The sequence below is a fragment of the Hymenobacter sediminis genome (assembly GCF_003231285.1).
In the GTDB taxonomy this organism is placed as follows: domain Bacteria; phylum Bacteroidota; class Bacteroidia; order Cytophagales; family Hymenobacteraceae; genus Hymenobacter; species Hymenobacter sediminis.
The window spans coordinates 1-15192 of record NZ_QKNS01000001.1 but is presented as its reverse complement, the minus strand read 5'-3'; the positions used below and the strand labels follow the sequence as shown (position 1 = coordinate 15192).

The following is a 15192-nucleotide window of genomic DNA, read 5'->3' as shown; positions in this document are numbered from 1 at the left end:
GCCTATTGAATAACTGAAAACTCGGCTACTCGGGAAACGAAAAATCCGGCGGTTGCATTATTCTGCTAGCCTACTAAAAAATTGCGGCCTGTCTGCAAAATGTGCAAACTAGTCAGTTAATTTTGAGGCTCCTCAGCGAATTTACGCTTTGGTTTCTTTGACGCTTTTCCCACCCCACCCTTTTCTTACTGCATGGATTTCCAGCTCACCGAAGAACAATTGGCCGTTCAGGCCGCTGCCCGCGATTTTGCCCAAAGTGAACTATGGGCTGGCGTTATTGAACGCGACGAACATCAGAAATTTCCTGCTGAGCAGATCAAGAAAATGGGGGAGCTAGGCTTCCTCGGTATGATGGTAAGCCCGGAGTACGGTGGCGGCGGCATGGATACCGTAAGCTATGTGCTAGCCATGGAGGAAATCAGCAAAGTTGATGCTTCTTGCTCCGTTATCATGTCAGTAAATAACTCACTGGTGTGCTGGGGCCTGGAGAAATACGGCACCGAAGAGCAGAAGCAGAAGTACCTTACCCGTCTGACCACAGGTGAAATCATCGGCGCTTTTGCTTTGTCGGAGCCGGAAGCTGGTTCTGACGCTACCAGCCAGCAAACTACCGCTGAGGACAAAGGTGACTACTACCTCTTGAACGGCACTAAAAACTGGATTACCAACGGTACTACAGCTTCGGTGTACTTGGTAGTAGCCCAGACCAACCCCGAGCTGAAGCACCGCGGTATCAATGTGCTCATCGTGGAGAAAGGCATGGAAGGCTTCCAGACCGGCCCCAAAGAGAATAAGCTGGGCATTCGAGGCTCCGATACTTGCTCGCTGCTGTTCAACGACGTGAAGGTGCCCAAGGCTAACCGCATCGGGGAAGATGGTTTCGGCTTCAAGTTCGCTATGCAGGTATTGGCCGGCGGGCGGATTGGCATTGCGGCGCAGGCGCTGGGTATTGCTTCAGGTTCCTATGAATTAGCGCTAAAATACTCCAAGGAGCGCAAAGCATTCGGTGTGCCGATTTCTCAGCATCAGGCTATTCAGTTCAAGCTGGCTGATATGGCTACCAACATTGATGCGGCTCGTTTGCTGTGCCTGCAGGCTGCTGCCGACAAAGATGCCCACCGCGACTATGCCAAGTCGGGCGCTATGGCGAAGCTATTCGCTTCCAAAACGGCCATGGACGCTTCTGTGGAAGCTGTGCAGATTCACGGCGGCTACGGTTTCGTGAAAGAATACCACGTAGAGCGGCTCATGCGCGACGCCAAAATCACCCAGATTTACGAGGGAACTTCTGAGATTCAGAAAATTGTAATCTCTCGTGAAATCTTAAAATAAATTTTGAATTGCCTAAAATTCAGAAGTATTGCACAAAACCCAGCCCTTTTTAGGCTGGGTTTTGTGTTTGTGTGAATTTTTATATGTTATTTTGCATTACCTAAGTGCGGGGTACTATTTCTTTGCCCAAGCTTAAGCTTTTAAATGCCCGTCAAAGATGGAAGATTATAATAAAGTGATTGAGTCGCTGGGTGTAAGGTACATCAAGGCGAAAAACCTAGTGTTGCAACAGCCCTTTACGGTGCGCAACTCTTACGACGTAGGAAACAACCTGATTCTGCTTCACAAAGGACGTATTTCGTTCGGTGATGAAGATCAAGTAGTTGAGGAAGGCGAAATGCTGTTCATTCCAGGTGGCCGGGCTACCAAGGTGACCTACGGCGAGTCTTCGAATAAGAGCATCACCAACGACGACCTGATTACTAACAAGGACAAGTTCTTTCACTCCAACTCCGATCTGGACTTGATCGGTGACGCGGAGGAGAGTCACTCGTTTGTAAGCTTTGAAGCCAAGGTGTTCGATTCCGTGAACTTCTTTGCTTCGCTGGACGTGCCGGCTTTCCTGATCACAGGAAATTCCAAGCTGGCTAACCTAGTGATTAAGGTAGTAGAAGAAAGCCTGCAGGAACTGCCAGGCCGGGAGCGGCTCATCACAATCTACACCGAGAACATTGTGGTGGAAATTGTGCGCTACATCTTGAAAAACAAGATGTTCGTGGAGCAGCTGGCTACTAACAGCACCTACTTCAAAGACCCTCGCCTCATCGACCTGTTCAACTACATTAAGGAGAACATCGGTGGCGACCTGTCGAATAAAGTACTGTCGGGCGTGGCAAATGTGAGCGAGGACTATGTAGGCCAGTACTTCAAGATGCTGACCGGCATTAACCCGCAGGACTATATTGAATACCAGCGTATGGAACGCGCCGTGTTCCTGCTCCGCACGACCAAGAAAAGCATCCGCGACATTGGAAAGGAAGTGGGCTACAAGGACACAGCTTACTTCTGCCGCCGCTTCAAAATGATGTTTGGCATTCCAGCCGGAAAGATGCGCCGCCGCGAGTCGGCCATGAACATCTAACTATAAGTTTACTACCCCTATCAAAGCAGAAAAGCCCCGTTTACACGGGGCTTTTCTGCTTTGATAGGGGTAGGGCCAAGACAAAATAGCTTCGCCGCAAGGCGGGTTGGCCACTGTTCTGCTTATTTAGAGAGAACCTGGGTCTGGTTGAAGCTGCGTACTACGCGCGACATATCGGCCAGAAATTCGGGCGATTTTTCAATCTGGTTGCCGATAACAATGACGTCGGCGCCGGCAGTGAGGGCCGCTTGTGCCTTTTCTATGGTATTGATGCCCCCACCTACAATCAGAGGGACATCCACGGCCTGGCGCACGGCCCTGATAGTAGCTGCTGCTACGGGGTACAAGGCGCCGCTACCCCCATCGAGATACATAAGGCGCAGGCCCAGCTGCTCGCCAGCCATAGCGGTACAGGCTGCAATGCTGGGTTTGTCGTAGGGGAGGGGGGTAGTACCACTGATGTAGCTGGCTGTCGTCTGACGACCGGTATCTACTAGCATGTAGCCGGTGGGCAGAATCTGCAGATTGCTCTGACGTAGCAGAGGCGCGGCAATTACGTGCTGCCCGATCAGGAAATCCGGGTTGCGTCCCGAAATTAGGGACAAGAGCAGAATGCCGTCGGCCTGATCATCGAGGTGCAGGCTGTGGCTGGGAAAAAGCAGCACGGGCACGGCCGAGCGGCTCTTGATAAAACGAATGAGGGCAGCCTGGCGAGAATTCATCACCAAGCTGCCGCCCACAAAAAAGTAATCTACGGTATGTTGCTCGCTTAGCTCCAGCACCTGCCGGCAAGCAGCCTCATCTAAATTATCCGGGTCCAGCAGAACGGCCAGAGACTTCTGGCCGTGCATCCGGCGGTTGCTTAACGTATCATACAGGCTGGTGAGGCGCATCCGCGTCGTCGTGGTGGTAAGTAAACTCGATATCCTTGGTTTCGGGTTCGGTCTGAACCGGGCCCGAAGATGCAAGGTCGGGATTTTTAAGCACAGGCAAATACTCACTGGCCTTCTTCGCTACATATGCCATCAGCACCGCGGAAGCTTGAGCTACCAGCAGCTTGCCGGTATCCGACTGCAGAAATGCCTTTATCACGGACGCCAGCATCGACGAGCCATCGGCAGTGGTGTGGGTTGAGGGCCGCGACACGGGTAGGGAGCGGTAAGCCGACGACTCATCGAACCCTAGCGGCTGGAACGGATCAGCGTCGGTGTGGTACACATCGGGGGCAATGTGGGCCCGCTCCGAATGAGGATGGGTATTGCCTCGGTCGTAGTGATGGTGATTGGTGCCAAACCCTAAGTCATCGGCCACAGCCGTATCAACGGCCGTCGAAGCCTTTGACCGGCGCGGAGGGGTAGCACTTTTCAGCTGATGGCGGCGGTACTCATTATCGTTTTGGAGAGCGGCGGACTTTTTTTTTCCACCAAAGGCTTTCGACAGCAACCAAACGCCACCTAGTACACCAGCTCCAATAGCTACGTACTTGCTGACAACCTGGGTTTTGGCTTTAATTCCTTCGACCTCGCCCAACAGGGCGCGCTCATATTCCAGCTTCTGGCGCTCCAGAAACTCTTTTTCATCTTCAAACAGCGGGTTATGCAGATCGGCCATACGAGGGGTTAGGCTTGGCGTTTATCAGATTTATAAATCGTGTTATTCAGGAGCTTATCGGCTAGGCCCTGGAACAGCTTCTTATCTACTCCAATCACAAAGATGACGAGTAGCACTAGGTAGAAACCGGCTACGATGCCAAAACCCCAGTAGGGGCTATCAAGCACGTCGTTTAGTAGCAACCCAAGGAAAATATTCAGGAAAAGAAAGAACATCAGCCCGATTACGCCCAGGGTTACCCCGTGCACAGTACCTACGAAGGCAGTTTTTACTTTTTCTTGCGTTTCAAGGCGTACCAGATCAATACGAGTATCGAGGTAGCCCATCAAGTTGCCCATCAGATTATCGGTGCGGGGCGTTTTGGTGGCATCGTCTTCGGTGGAGAACAGGCCCATGGGGGAGGATTTTGACGAGGAACAATGTTACAGATGAACAGGTCCGAAAGCCCTGGCAGAGCCGGTTTTGCGAACAGCCTTTTCTTACGGAAAAGCGGCCGCTGTGTCTGAAAATTGCCGTACTTTTACTATATACTGATCTAGTTTGAGCCAGAATCATTATCAGGTACTTGGAATTGCTGCCACCGCTACCGCACGCGAAATAAAGTTGGCGTATAAGCAGCTGGCCGTAAAATACCACCCTGATAAGCACGGGGGCAGCCCCCTGTACGAAGACTTATTTAAAGCGGTAGCAGCAGCTTATCAGGTGCTGGGCGACCCTAGCCGCCGGGCACAGTACGACTTCCAGCTACAGGTAGCCGCCCGCCGGGCCGAGGAAGCACGCCGGCAACAGCAGTTTCGGAACCAAGGCCAACACGTGTATGGAGTGCCCATGCCACCACCTGCGGCCCCCATGCGGACCCGGCGCCCGGCGGGCTCTTATGAGCGGCATTACCGACCCATCCCAAAGCAACGCATTCGGTTTACGCGGCGCGACTTACGGCTTATTCTGTTGCTGGTAGCTGGTATTGTGCTCTTTATCGTTTCGGTACGTGTATCAATGTACCGCGTGACTGCCTCCAGCAACTACCAATATGGGCTGGAAGCTTACACTCGACACGAGTGGAGCGCCGCACACAGCTTTTTCTCGGAAGCCATTGAATTCCGGCCCGGCTATGCTGATGCCCTACGTCGGCGGGGCGAAATAGAAGAACTGTTCTACCATAATCCCAAGGCCGCCGCTGCCGACTACCGTGCCGCTCTGGCCGAAACCACAATGCCCGCGGCTCGTGCTCAACTGCTCCTTCGCTTGAGCCAGTGCTACCGGGGGCAGCAACGCCCCGATTTGGTAGAAGTTACGGCCAGCCAGGCGCTGAGGCAAGATTCTACCTTGGCTCGGGCGCGGCTTCTGCGAGGCGAGGCCCTGCTTTTGACCCACCGCTACGCTGCCGCCCACCGCGACTTTGATGTTGGCCTACAGTACACTCAGAACCAACCAGCTTATGTGGTAGCGCGGCTGTTGTTGTACCGAGGGCTGGCCAGCTATAAGCAGCAGGACCTTCGGGCCGCCCGCGCCGATTACTGGCAGGTACTGGCAACCTACCCTCGGCAGGGCCAAGTCTACTTTTTGTTAGGGCGCATAGCACAGCAGGAAGGCAATGCCACCGAAGCCTGCGAGTTTTTCCGACGGGCAGTAGTACAGGGCTACCGCTTCGCGGAGCAAGTACGCGACGAAGTATGTGCGCCCGAGAAAAAGCAGAACACCTTCCCCATATCCGAAGAAGGTATTCTACAGAATAAATAAGCCACACAGCGCAGCCACTGATGCAAGTGCCTACCCCTGGCCTTAGGCGGAAGGCTGCTCAAACTTCCAGCGCACGAATGCTTCTATCCCTTCGTATTCTGGCAAGCCCAGTTGGTCGTAGAGGCGAGCCGTGGTCCGGTTACGCTCCTCGGCGCGTTGCCAGAACTCCCGCTGATCAGCCCCGGGGAAGAGAGGCCGGTCTTTCTGCGACTGGTGCTTGAAGATAGCGCGGCGCTTACGGGTAAGCTCCTGTGGGGAAAGTGGCACTGCCATTTCAATCTGGTCGATGTCCCACTCCTGCCATGCGCCCCGGTAGAGCCACACTCTGCACTCCGCAAGCCAACTAGTCTGGGCCGCCTGCAGCCGGCGAATGGCTTCGAAAACAGCGGCTAAACATACCCGGTGCGTGCCATGGGGGTCGGAAAGGTCGCCGGCGGCGTACACCTGGTGTGGGCGTATTGGTTCCAGCAGCTCCATCGTCAGCCGAATATCCTCTTCGCCGATAGGCTTTTTGCGGACCCGCCCGGTTTCATAAAACGGCAAATCCATGAAGTGCGCGTTCTGATCCGGAACCCCGGCATAGCGGCAAGCACTTTTGGCTTCTCCGCGCCGGATCAGCCCCTTGATCTGCTGCACCTCAGCGGAATCTACCTGGCCGGGGTGCTTCTGGCGCAGAAAATCAGTTACGCGTCGGTACAGCCTTTCGGCTGGTTGATCATCGAGCCGGAAGGCTTCATCGTACTCCGCCACAAACTCGGCAAACCGAACCGCTTCGTCATCAAAAACGGCAATGTTGCCCGAGGTCTGATACGCTACGTGCACTTCATGCCCCTGGTCAACCAGACGCAGTAAGGTGCCGCCCATGGAAATAACGTCGTCATCGGGGTGGGGGGAGAAAATAAGAACCCGCTTCGGGAAAGGTGCTCCCCGTTCTGGTCGGTCGGTATCGTCGGCGTTGGGTTTGCCGCCTGGCCAGCCCGTTATGGTGCGTTGCAGCTGCCGGAATACCCGGATGTTGATATCATACGCCAGTCCTGATTCAGCCAGCAAGCCTGATAGTCCGTTTTCGTTGTAATCTTCGTCTGTAAGCTTCAGAATAGGCTTCTGCAGGGTGCGAGCCAACCAAGTAACGGCCTTGCGTACCGTAGCGGCATCTTGCCAGTTCAGGGAGCTGCCTACCAGCCATGGTGTTTTTACCCGGGTTAGCTCAGCACTAGCAGCCTCATCCAACACTACCTGCACTGCGCTATGCTGCTGAAGGTAGGTAGCCGGTACTGAATCCGACATGTCGCCCTCCACCATGCGCTTAACCACGGCGGCCTTGCCTTCGCCCCAGGCCAGTAGCACAATGCGATGCGCTTCCAGAATAGTCCCTACCCCCATCGTAAGGGCCCGACGTGGCACGTTCTCTTCGCCGTAAAAGTCAGAGGCCGCATCGGTGCGGGTGATATGATCAAGAGTTATTAGGCGTGTTCGGGAACCAGCACCAGAGCCCGGCTCATTGAAGCCAATATGGCCGGTGCGGCCAATCCCTAGCACCTGCAGGTCAATACCGCCTGCCTCTTTAATCTGCTCCTCATAGCGCTGGCAAAAATCTGCTACCTGCTCTTGGGCAATAGTGCCATCCGGAATGTGGATGTTTTCGGGCAGAATGTCGAGATGATCAAACAAGTACTCGTGCATAAACCGGACGTAGCTCTGCAGCGAGTCGGGACGCATAGGGTAGTACTCATCCAGATTAAAGCTGATGACGTTGCGGAAGCTAAGCCCTTCTTGCTGGTGTAGGCGAACCAGCTCCTCATAGAGGCGGGTAGGGGTAGAGCCCGTAGCCAGCCCCAGCACGCACATCTGACCCGCGGCAGCTTTCTGTCGGATAAGCTCGGCAATCTGCCTAGCTACCGCCACCGAGGCTTGTTCAGAATCAGCGTAGATGGTGGTGGGGAGGCGCTCAGCCCGTAGTTCAGCGGCAGTATCCATGGAAATAGAAAAGCTAGTGGACGAGGAAGAAGACATCGGAAGGATAGGCATAATGCGCTAAATCCCCTAGCCCTATCCCGATATGTTTGCTACTTAGCTTACTTCCTTAAAAGCTGGGGCTTCTATTTCCTAGCCTTTACTGCTTCCTCAACATATCTCAAATTGAATGTCACAAATGAGGCAGTATTTGCCTTTCTATGTAAGTGAGAGTAATGCAAATTGCTTATCCGGATAGGTCTGTTCCGCGCCGGGTATGTATGCTTTCCTTATCTATCAAAGACACTCAACTGCAGCAGTTGGGCTTCATCCGAATCTCCTTGTATCGGTCCTGGGACTACCCTGTAAGCAACACCGAACCCTCCTTTATTCCCGCCAGCGATGTTCGGTATCAGTTTCACCTGCCAGCGCAAGATGGCACTTTGCTGTACGCTTATTCCTGGGTGCAACACCCAGGTTACCTCTTAAGCACCGCGCGTCACATTTCAGCCTTCGAGCATATTGTGGCCGAAAGCGAAACAGATGATTTAGTAAGCTTACAGCGGCAGGTTGATGAGTTCTTCCGTCAGCACGGAGGTAGGGCAACTTCCGCAACCCAACCTTGGTAGCACAGAGGCTGGGAGGTTATGAAAAACAAAAAGGCCCTTCACAGTGAAGTGAAGGGCCTTTTTAGTGGTAATGGTTGGAATCGAACCAACGACACCAGCATTTTCAGTGCTGTGCTCTACCAACTGAGCTACATTACCAGCTCGTTGTTTCCCCGAAGCGTTACAGCCATTGGGGAGCACAAAAGTAGTAAACCATTTTCAACCTGCAAGACGTATCGAAAAAAAATTTTCAGCCGGAATCTAACAAAGGCAAACACTGTCATTTGTTATGCATAACGAGTATATTTCGGCCTAAACCCCAAACCTACCCAATTCCCGTGCACTTTTCTTTTCAAAACATCCTCTTCCTGCTAGTGGCAGTGGCAGGCTTTGGCCTGTTCTTCTGGCAAGCGCGGAAGATTCGGGCCAACATCCTCGTCGGGCGCGACCGGGACATGAGCGGCAACGTGAACGAGCGGCTATGGAAAACGCTGCTGGTGGCTTTTGGTCAGCAAAAGATGTTCAAGCGCCTTACGCCGGCTCTGCTTCACTTGGTTGTGTATATCGGCTTCATTGTTATCAACATCGAGGTAATTGAAATTCTGGCGGACGGTATCTTCGGGACGCACCGGTTTCTGCAATTCCTCGGGCCACTGTACTCGGCGCTTACTGCTACCAATGAAGTTCTGGGCGCGCTGGTAATTCTGGCAGTAGCGGCCTTCTGGTGGCGCCGCAACGTGCAAGGTGTGCGTCGCTTCACGGGACCCGAAATGCGCGCCTGGCCTCGCCTCGACGCCAACGTCATCCTCTACATCGAGGTGATTCTGATGGCGGCGTTGTTCACCATGAACGCCGCCGATTTAAAGCTGCACGGTGCCGATTTGCCTGGGGCTTTTCCAATCAGCCAGTTTCTTACCGGCTTACTGCCCGATAGTCCGGCCGCGCTGCACGTATTGGAGCGCATTGGTTGGTGGGCTCACATTGTCGGTATTCTGCTGTTCCTGAACTACCTGCCCAGCTCCAAGCACTTCCATATCATTATGGCCTTCCCGAACGTGTACTTCTCGCGGTTAGTACCGCAGGGGCAGTTCTCGAACGTGGAAAGCATTACCCATGAGGTGAAAGCCATGATGGACCCCAGCTACGAGGTACCGGCTTCGGCCCTCGCTCCTGATGGCTCGGCCGCGGCGCCTACCCCCTTCGGCGCCAAAGACGTGGACGACTTGGCTTGGACCAACTTGCTCAACGCTTACTCCTGCACTGAGTGTGGCCGCTGCACCTCGGTATGCCCGGCCAATCTCACGGGTAAGCTTCTCTCGCCCCGTAAAATCATTATGGACACCCGCGATAGGGTAGAGGAGAAGTATAACTCGCCCTTAGTGTTCAGCCCCAACCTCTACGGCAAAGAGGCCAAGCACCCCGAACAAGAGCAACTAGACAAAGAAAACCATACGTTGCTCCGCGGCTACGTAACGCCGGAAGAGTTGTGGGCCTGCACTACCTGCAATGCCTGCGTGGAAGCCTGCCCCGTGAACATCAACCCGCTGGAAAGCATTGTAGAGATGCGCCGCTTCCTAGTGCTGGAAGAATCGGCGGCGCCTAACTCTCTGAACGTGATGTTCAGCAACATCGAGAACAACGGTGCTCCCTGGGCCTTCTCGCCTTCAGACCGGTTTAACTGGGCCGATGACCTGTTCGTGACGGAGAAAACTACCGTTGCACAGGCCTAGCGTCGGCGTTGAGTTTCTTGAATTGAAATCCTCATCAACCAGTAGTAGCTTTTTGGCTCCTGGTATCTAATTTTCAGCTCCTCAGTGGAAAAACGTCAGATTAATGTTCCGATGATGGCCGACTTGGCCGCCCGGGGCGAAACCCCAGAAGTGTTGTTCTGGGTAGGCTGCGCCGGTGCCTTCGACGACCGGTACAAGCGTGTTACGCGCGCCTTCGTCCGGATTCTGGAGCACGTAGGTGTAAACTACGCTGTTCTGGGCATGGAGGAAACCTGCACCGGCGACCCAGCCAAACGTGCTGGCAACGAGTTCCTGTTCCAGATGCAGGCAATGCAGAACATTACTACCCTCAATGGCTACGGTATTAAGAAGGTGGTAACGGCCTGCCCGCACTGCTTCAATACCATTAAAAACGAGTACCCGGCGCTGGGCGGCGAATATGAGGTAATCCACCACAGCACGTTCCTGCAGCAGCTAATCAATGAGGGCAAGGTGACGGCAGAAGGTGGCGAGTCATTCAAAGGGCGGCGCATTACTTTCCATGATTCCTGCTACCTCGGTCGGGCTAACAACATCTACGAAGCGCCACGCGCTGTGCTAGAAGTGTTAGATGCTGATCTGCTGGAGATGAAGCGCTGCAAAACCAATGGCCTGTGCTGTGGTGCTGGTGGGGCTCAAATGTGGAAAGAGCCTGAGCCCGGCAAGAAGGATGTCAACATTGAGCGTACTGAGGAGGCTCTGGCTACCCTCGATGGGGACGCCAATGTACTGAGCAACTTGCGTGGGGTAGAAAGCACCGCTCCTGCTTTGCCGGCTGGCTCCAACCACGGCGGCAGCGTTATTGCCGTAGCTTGCCCCTTCTGCATGACCATGATGGCCGACGGCGTGAAAAACAAAGAGCGTGAATCTGACGTGCAGGTGTTCGACCTGGCCGAACTGATTGCCTCCGCTGAAGGACTGAATGCGTAACTGCAACTTGCCCTATTACTCTATATAGTAAGCAGCCCCGCCGGAACTTCCGGGCGGGGCTGTTTCTTTGTAAGGAATCGGCGCTTCTTCCTAGCACCGTCTATAAATTCGGCAGGGTAGGAGGTAACCCCTTTTCCCTGCCTTAGCTTTCAGGTTTATGCACGTATCCTTCAACCAGTTGCCAGGTTCAGCCCGCATCTGGATATATCAGGCCGAGCGGCCCTTCACTGCTGCCGAGGTAGCCGTCCTGCAGCCAGCCCTCCAGCAGTTTGCCGAAGAATGGACCAGCCACGGACGTACCCTGGCTGCATCAGCAGAAATCCGGCACCAACAATTCTTGGTCATTGGCCTAGATGAAGCCGTAGCCGATGCCAGTGGCTGCTCCATTGATGCCTCCGTACGCTTCGTGCGCAGCATAGAAGAGCAGCTGCAAATTCAATTGCTCGATAAAGCAAAGCTGGCTTTTCTACTCAATGACAAGGTTCACCTCCTCGACCGGCGTGAGCTGCGCACTGCCGTAGCCCAGGGGCTGCTACGCCCAGAAACGCCTTACTTCGACAATACGATTTCCTCTGTGGGGCAGCTCCAGGCAGCGTGGCCGGCTCCGGCAGCCGCAACTTGGCTAACGCGCTATTTCCAATCACCCGTTTCTGCGGTAGAGAAATAGAGGAGGCCGTCGTATCTTGACATACTTCCTCCCGAAATACTCGTTATTCGTTCTGGTATTGTTTCCTTCCTACCCCTGCCTTTCATGAAAACCTATATTCTATTGGGTGCCGTAGCTGGTTCGGCGGCCCTGCTCAGTGGCTGTGCTACATCTGGCGGTATGAGCAAGGCCGATAAGCGCTTCGCCCAGGGCGAGTATGAAACGGCTATTGCTTTATACAAAAAGGATGTTGCCAAGGGCCGTAGTGTGGCGGCCTATAACTACCGTATCGCAGAGGCATATAGGCTTTCCAACCGTCTCGACCAAGCCGAGCCCTACTACAAAGCGGCCCTGGATGGGAAAGCGAAGGCTCCCGATGCTGGTTTCCGCTATGCTCAAGCCCTGCGGGCAGCGGGCAAAACGGAGGAAGCTGCTACCCAGTTTGAAGCCTATGCCCAAGCCGGCAGCAACCGCACCCTGGCTGAGCAAGCGGAAGCAGCCGCGCGCACCGCTCGGGCCTCCACGGCCTTGCTGGCTCTGCGTACCAATGATGAAGTAACGCCCCTGGACCAGATTAACACCCCCGCCGCCGAATTCAGTGCTACCCGCATGCCGGATACCAAAGAGTTGGTATTCGCTTCCGGACGGGAGGGCAAGGTCTTTCAGGGAAATGGCGAAGGTTTCAATGACCTCTATGCTATTCGGTTTGAGGATGAGCAGAAGCTAACGGGCGGCACCGTTCGGAAGCTTGAGTCTACTTTCAACTCCGATAACCGCCACGAAGCCAGTGCTACCTACTCGCCCGATGGCAAGATGATGGTATTTGCCCGCTCCAACGATGGCTCCAAGAAAGGCTACCTCAGCGTTGATCTGTGGGTATCGTACTTCAGAAATAACACCTGGACCGAGCCGGAAATCCTGCGCGGAGTAAACAGCAGCACTGCCGATGAATTCTCGCCGGTATTCTCTCCCGACGGGCAAACGCTTTACTTCACCTCCACCCGCAAAGGTGGCTTCGGGGGTAACGACCTATATAAATCCACCATGGAAAGCCCGGGGCGTTTCTCTACCCCCGAAAACCTGGGCGAACTGATCAATACGCCCGGCAACGAGAACTTCCCCGCCATTGCCCCAGATGGCACCCTCTACTTCTCTTCCGATGGCCACCCTGGCCTTGGCAAGCTCGATATTTATAAGGTACAGAAAGGGAAAGTAGTTAACCTAGGCGCTCCTATTAATAGCAACGGCGACGACTTTGCTCCTTTCTTTACAAGTCCCCGGATGGGCGTGTTTGCCTCCAACCGTGCCGGTGGCAAAGGCTCCGATGACCTTTACCTGTTCCGGGAGCGACCTTATAAAGCCGTTACCTTCTACGTAGATGGTACTTTGGTGGAGCTAGTTGGCAAAACCGGCCAATCGGTTCCGGTAGCAAGTGAGAAGGTGACTCTTTATAGTAACAGCGGGCAGAAGCTACAAGAAGTCACTACCGGTACCGATGGCAAATTCAGCATGAAGCTGGATACTGCAACAGCTACCTATTCGCTCATCGCAAACCGTTCGGGCTATTTCACTGCTCGCAACAATGTAAGTACTGTTGGCCGGCGCCCTCCCCAAGAGTCTCTACCTGACTTGATGAACGATGTTCGGGTACCTGTAACCCTCACGCTCACCAGAATCGTGAAGAACAAAGCCATTGTGGTCGATAACATCTTCTACGACTACGATAAGGCCAACATTCGTCCTGATGCTGCTGTAGAGTTGGACAAGCTGGTACAGACGCTGAATGATAACCCTCAAATCACAATTGAGCTCAGCTCTCATACCGACTCCCGGGGCAAGGACGCCTATAACATGGCTCTTTCTCAGCGTCGGGCAGAAGCCGCTGTTGCCTACATTGTGTCTAAGGGAATTGCAAAGTCCCGCATCACAGCGAAGGGCTACGGTGAATCTCGTCCAGTAATACAAGGTGCCAAAACCGAGGAAGATTATCAGCGTAACCGCCGCACAGAGTTTAAGGTCACCAGAATTGCGGAGTAGCCTACCCTAACCAGTTAGTAAAAGCCCGAGTTGCGCAAGTAGCTCGGGCTTTTCTTTTCTTATATCTCTATACTATATCCCAGTGTAAACAGGTAGTACACCAGAATATGCAGTTGGCATAATCCTTGGATTTAGCCCACGGACCAATCACTCCAACAGCTGCATTATGAAAAAGGCTTTACTTCTATGTGTCGGGCTCTATCTGTTCTTGGCTTCTTTGGCTAATGCGGCTCCTGCCAATGTCAACTTTACTTCTGAGCGAGGGGTAGTATTTCGGCTAATCTTCGATGGTCGTGCCTTAACTCAGGCTGGAGCTCGCCAAATAAGCCTAAGCCGCATAGCTCCTGGTTTCCATCAGGCCGAGTTTCTTATTCCCACCGGCTACGGCCGTAGCATCAGTTACCGGACTAAGGTATTTTTGGATGAAGGCCTAGAAACCAATTTTGTCTTAGCAACTCGGAATGGCTACCCTCCTCAACTCCGTAAAGTCTCGGCCTTACCTATTCAGCGAGGAGGGTATAGCCCTGTTCCCCGCGGCCCGTATTCTCCACCCGTACCGCCTGCGCCTGCTCCTGACTATAACAATGAACCTCCTTATCCCAATAGTTACCCTGGCAACGCATCTTATATAATGGTGCCTCAAGATGTAGATGCCCTACTACAGACTGTACAGCGTCAATCCTTTGACGACAATAAGCTGGCCATTATTCGCGAAGCTTTGCGGGAGGTAAGCTTACCAGCTGATGATGCCCGACGTCTTATCACTACCATTGCATTTGATAGAAACCGTATCGAGCTGGCTAAATACATGTACACCCGTGTTGCTGATAGACAAAACTTCTATCGTGTTTACGATGCACTACAATACCAATCCAGCATCCGCGAGGTTCAGCAGTATATAGATTCATACCGGCCCTGAGCACCGCTTCTAATGAATTCAAAAAGGCCTCTATTCACAATAGAGGCCTTTTTTATAATACTAGGAACATTTTTTCACCACGTAAGTGTTTGCCCTTCTGCCGCCTAGCACAAGCCGCCCAGCCTTAAGCGGGGCCTGAAACGAAAAAAGATGGGGCAGGGTTTGGAAAAGCGGGCGGCATGGTGCACTTTTGCACTCCCAATCCGAAACGCGGAGGGGGCCAGCGGCGAGAGTACAGCACTCTAGCCGACGGTCGAAAAAAAGTTTGCCTGCAGGCTTGCGAAAGTGAAACGAGGTGTGCTACCTTTGCACCCCGATTCAGCCGGAAGCGGAGCCCGACCCCGCGAGGGGACTTGGGAAAAGCCAAGAACCAGCACCCCACGCCTTGCCGCTTAGATAGCGGTAAAAGCGGGATAGCCGCCCACCAGGGCGCCAAAAAGCGAAAAAAAGTTTTTTGGTCTGGAACTTGGAAAAAGCAAAAAGCTGTTTACCTTTGCAGCCCGCTTCAATCGGAAGCCGGCACTAAGTACTGAGAAGAAAACGCTTCGAAAAAAGTTTTTCTCTTG

13 protein-coding genes and 1 tRNA gene are annotated in these 15192 nt (G+C 53.6%); 9 read left to right on the top strand and 5 right to left on the bottom strand.

The window, feature by feature from the left end; translation table 11 throughout:
* Nucleotides 1–192: 192 nt before the first annotated feature.
* Nucleotides 193–1332: an acyl-CoA dehydrogenase family protein gene (locus DNI29_RS00070; protein ID WP_110976037.1), complete on the top strand. Its 1140-nt coding sequence runs from the start codon at nucleotides 193–195 to the stop codon at nucleotides 1330–1332.
* 157 nt (nucleotides 1333–1489) lie between these two features.
* A complete protein-coding gene (locus tag DNI29_RS00065) occupies nucleotides 1490–2413 on the top strand; it encodes a helix-turn-helix domain-containing protein (protein ID WP_110976036.1) in 924 nt (307 codons plus the stop codon).
* Between the two features lie 122 nt (nucleotides 2414–2535).
* On the opposite strand, the gene DNI29_RS00060 is transcribed toward DNI29_RS00065, so the two are convergent.
* The 3 genes from DNI29_RS00060 to DNI29_RS00050 are packed head-to-tail and all read right to left on the bottom strand — an operon-like array spanning nucleotide 2536 to nucleotide 4419.
* Nucleotides 2536–3306: a phosphoglycerol geranylgeranyltransferase gene (locus DNI29_RS00060; protein WP_110976035.1), complete on the bottom strand. Its 771-nt coding sequence runs from the start codon at nucleotides 3304–3306 to the stop codon at nucleotides 2536–2538.
* Entirely contained in the window at nucleotides 3284–4024 is a 741-nt protein-coding gene (locus DNI29_RS00055; RefSeq protein ID WP_110976034.1) for a hypothetical protein, read from the bottom strand. Before DNI29_RS00055 ends, DNI29_RS00060 begins: the two co-directional genes overlap by 23 nt.
* A gap of 8 nt (nucleotides 4025–4032) precedes the next feature.
* Complete coding sequence (locus tag DNI29_RS00050; protein WP_110976033.1) at nucleotides 4033–4419, bottom strand: phage holin family protein; 387 nt, start codon at nucleotides 4417–4419, stop codon at nucleotides 4033–4035.
* Between the two features lie 145 nt (nucleotides 4420–4564).
* Between DNI29_RS00050 and DNI29_RS00045 the strand changes: the two genes are divergently transcribed.
* On the top strand, nucleotides 4565–5764 hold the full coding sequence (locus DNI29_RS00045; protein ID WP_110976032.1) for a J domain-containing protein: 1200 nt from the start codon (nucleotides 4565–4567) through the stop codon (nucleotides 5762–5764).
* Between the two features lie 42 nt (nucleotides 5765–5806).
* Here DNI29_RS00045 and nagB read toward each other — a convergent pair whose 3' ends face one another.
* Nucleotides 5807–7741 (bottom strand): glucosamine-6-phosphate deaminase, encoded by a 1935-nt coding sequence (gene nagB, locus DNI29_RS00040; protein WP_238387963.1) that lies wholly within the window; start codon nucleotides 7739–7741, stop codon nucleotides 5807–5809.
* 257 nt (nucleotides 7742–7998) lie between these two features.
* Between nagB and DNI29_RS00035 the strand changes: the two genes are divergently transcribed.
* Nucleotides 7999–8346 carry a hypothetical protein gene (locus tag DNI29_RS00035; protein ID WP_110976030.1) on the top strand — a complete coding sequence of 116 codons (348 nt, stop codon included), beginning with the start codon at nucleotides 7999–8001 and terminating at the stop codon, nucleotides 8344–8346.
* A gap of 65 nt (nucleotides 8347–8411) precedes the next feature.
* Here DNI29_RS00035 and DNI29_RS00030 read toward each other — a convergent pair.
* Nucleotides 8412–8484: transfer RNA gene (locus tag DNI29_RS00030), tRNA-Phe, on the bottom strand.
* Nucleotides 8485–8663: 179 nt separating this feature from the next.
* On the opposite strand from DNI29_RS00030, the gene DNI29_RS00025 reads away from it, so the two are divergent.
* The 5 genes from DNI29_RS00025 (at nucleotide 8664) to DNI29_RS00005 (ending at nucleotide 14626) form a co-directional block, all read left to right on the top strand.
* A complete protein-coding gene (locus DNI29_RS00025) occupies nucleotides 8664–10055 on the top strand; it encodes a 4Fe-4S dicluster domain-containing protein (protein WP_110976029.1) in 1392 nt (463 codons plus the stop codon).
* A gap of 114 nt (nucleotides 10056–10169) precedes the next feature.
* Nucleotides 10170–11024 (top strand): (Fe-S)-binding protein, encoded by an 855-nt coding sequence (locus DNI29_RS00020; RefSeq protein WP_110977237.1) that lies wholly within the window; start codon nucleotides 10170–10172, stop codon nucleotides 11022–11024.
* A 157-nt stretch (nucleotides 11025–11181) separates the two neighbouring features.
* The gene (locus tag DNI29_RS00015) at nucleotides 11182–11691 is read left to right on the top strand and encodes a hypothetical protein (protein WP_110976028.1); all 510 of its coding nucleotides are present in this window, start codon (nucleotides 11182–11184) and stop codon (nucleotides 11689–11691) included.
* Between the two features lie 84 nt (nucleotides 11692–11775).
* Nucleotides 11776–13707 carry a CHU_0125 family OmpA-like outer membrane integrity protein gene (locus tag DNI29_RS00010; protein ID WP_110976027.1) on the top strand — a complete coding sequence of 644 codons (1932 nt, stop codon included), beginning with the start codon at nucleotides 11776–11778 and terminating at the stop codon, nucleotides 13705–13707.
* 166 nt (nucleotides 13708–13873) lie between these two features.
* Nucleotides 13874–14626, top strand: coding sequence for a proline and serine-rich protein 1 family protein (locus DNI29_RS00005; RefSeq protein WP_110976026.1), 753 nt, complete (start codon nucleotides 13874–13876; stop codon nucleotides 14624–14626).
* Nucleotides 14627–15192: the final 566 nt, after the last annotated feature.

Bases quoted from the DNA above. Each gene is read 5' to 3' on its own strand.
- DNI29_RS00070 (WP_110976037.1), top strand. From the start codon at position 193: ATGGATTTCCAGCTCACCGAAGAACAATTGGCCGTTCAGGCCGCTGCC.
- DNI29_RS00065 (WP_110976036.1), top strand. From the start codon at position 1,490: ATGGAAGATTATAATAAAGTGATTGAGTCGCTGGGTGTAAGGTACATC.
- DNI29_RS00060 (WP_110976035.1), bottom strand. From the start codon at position 3,306: ATGCGCCTCACCAGCCTGTATGATACGTTAAGCAACCGCCGGATGCAC.
- DNI29_RS00055 (WP_110976034.1), bottom strand. From the start codon at position 4,024: ATGGCCGATCTGCATAACCCGCTGTTTGAAGATGAAAAAGAGTTTCTG.
- DNI29_RS00050 (WP_110976033.1), bottom strand. From the start codon at position 4,419: ATGGGCCTGTTCTCCACCGAAGACGATGCCACCAAAACGCCCCGCACC.
- nagB (WP_238387963.1), bottom strand. From the start codon at position 7,741: ATGGATACTGCCGCTGAACTACGGGCTGAGCGCCTCCCCACCACCATC.
- DNI29_RS00035 (WP_110976030.1), top strand. From the start codon at position 7,999: ATGCTTTCCTTATCTATCAAAGACACTCAACTGCAGCAGTTGGGCTTC.
- DNI29_RS00020 (WP_110977237.1), top strand. From the start codon at position 10,170: ATGGCCGACTTGGCCGCCCGGGGCGAAACCCCAGAAGTGTTGTTCTGG.
- DNI29_RS00015 (WP_110976028.1), top strand. From the start codon at position 11,182: ATGCACGTATCCTTCAACCAGTTGCCAGGTTCAGCCCGCATCTGGATA.
- DNI29_RS00010 (WP_110976027.1), top strand. From the start codon at position 11,776: ATGAAAACCTATATTCTATTGGGTGCCGTAGCTGGTTCGGCGGCCCTG.
- DNI29_RS00005 (WP_110976026.1), top strand. From the start codon at position 13,874: ATGAAAAAGGCTTTACTTCTATGTGTCGGGCTCTATCTGTTCTTGGCT.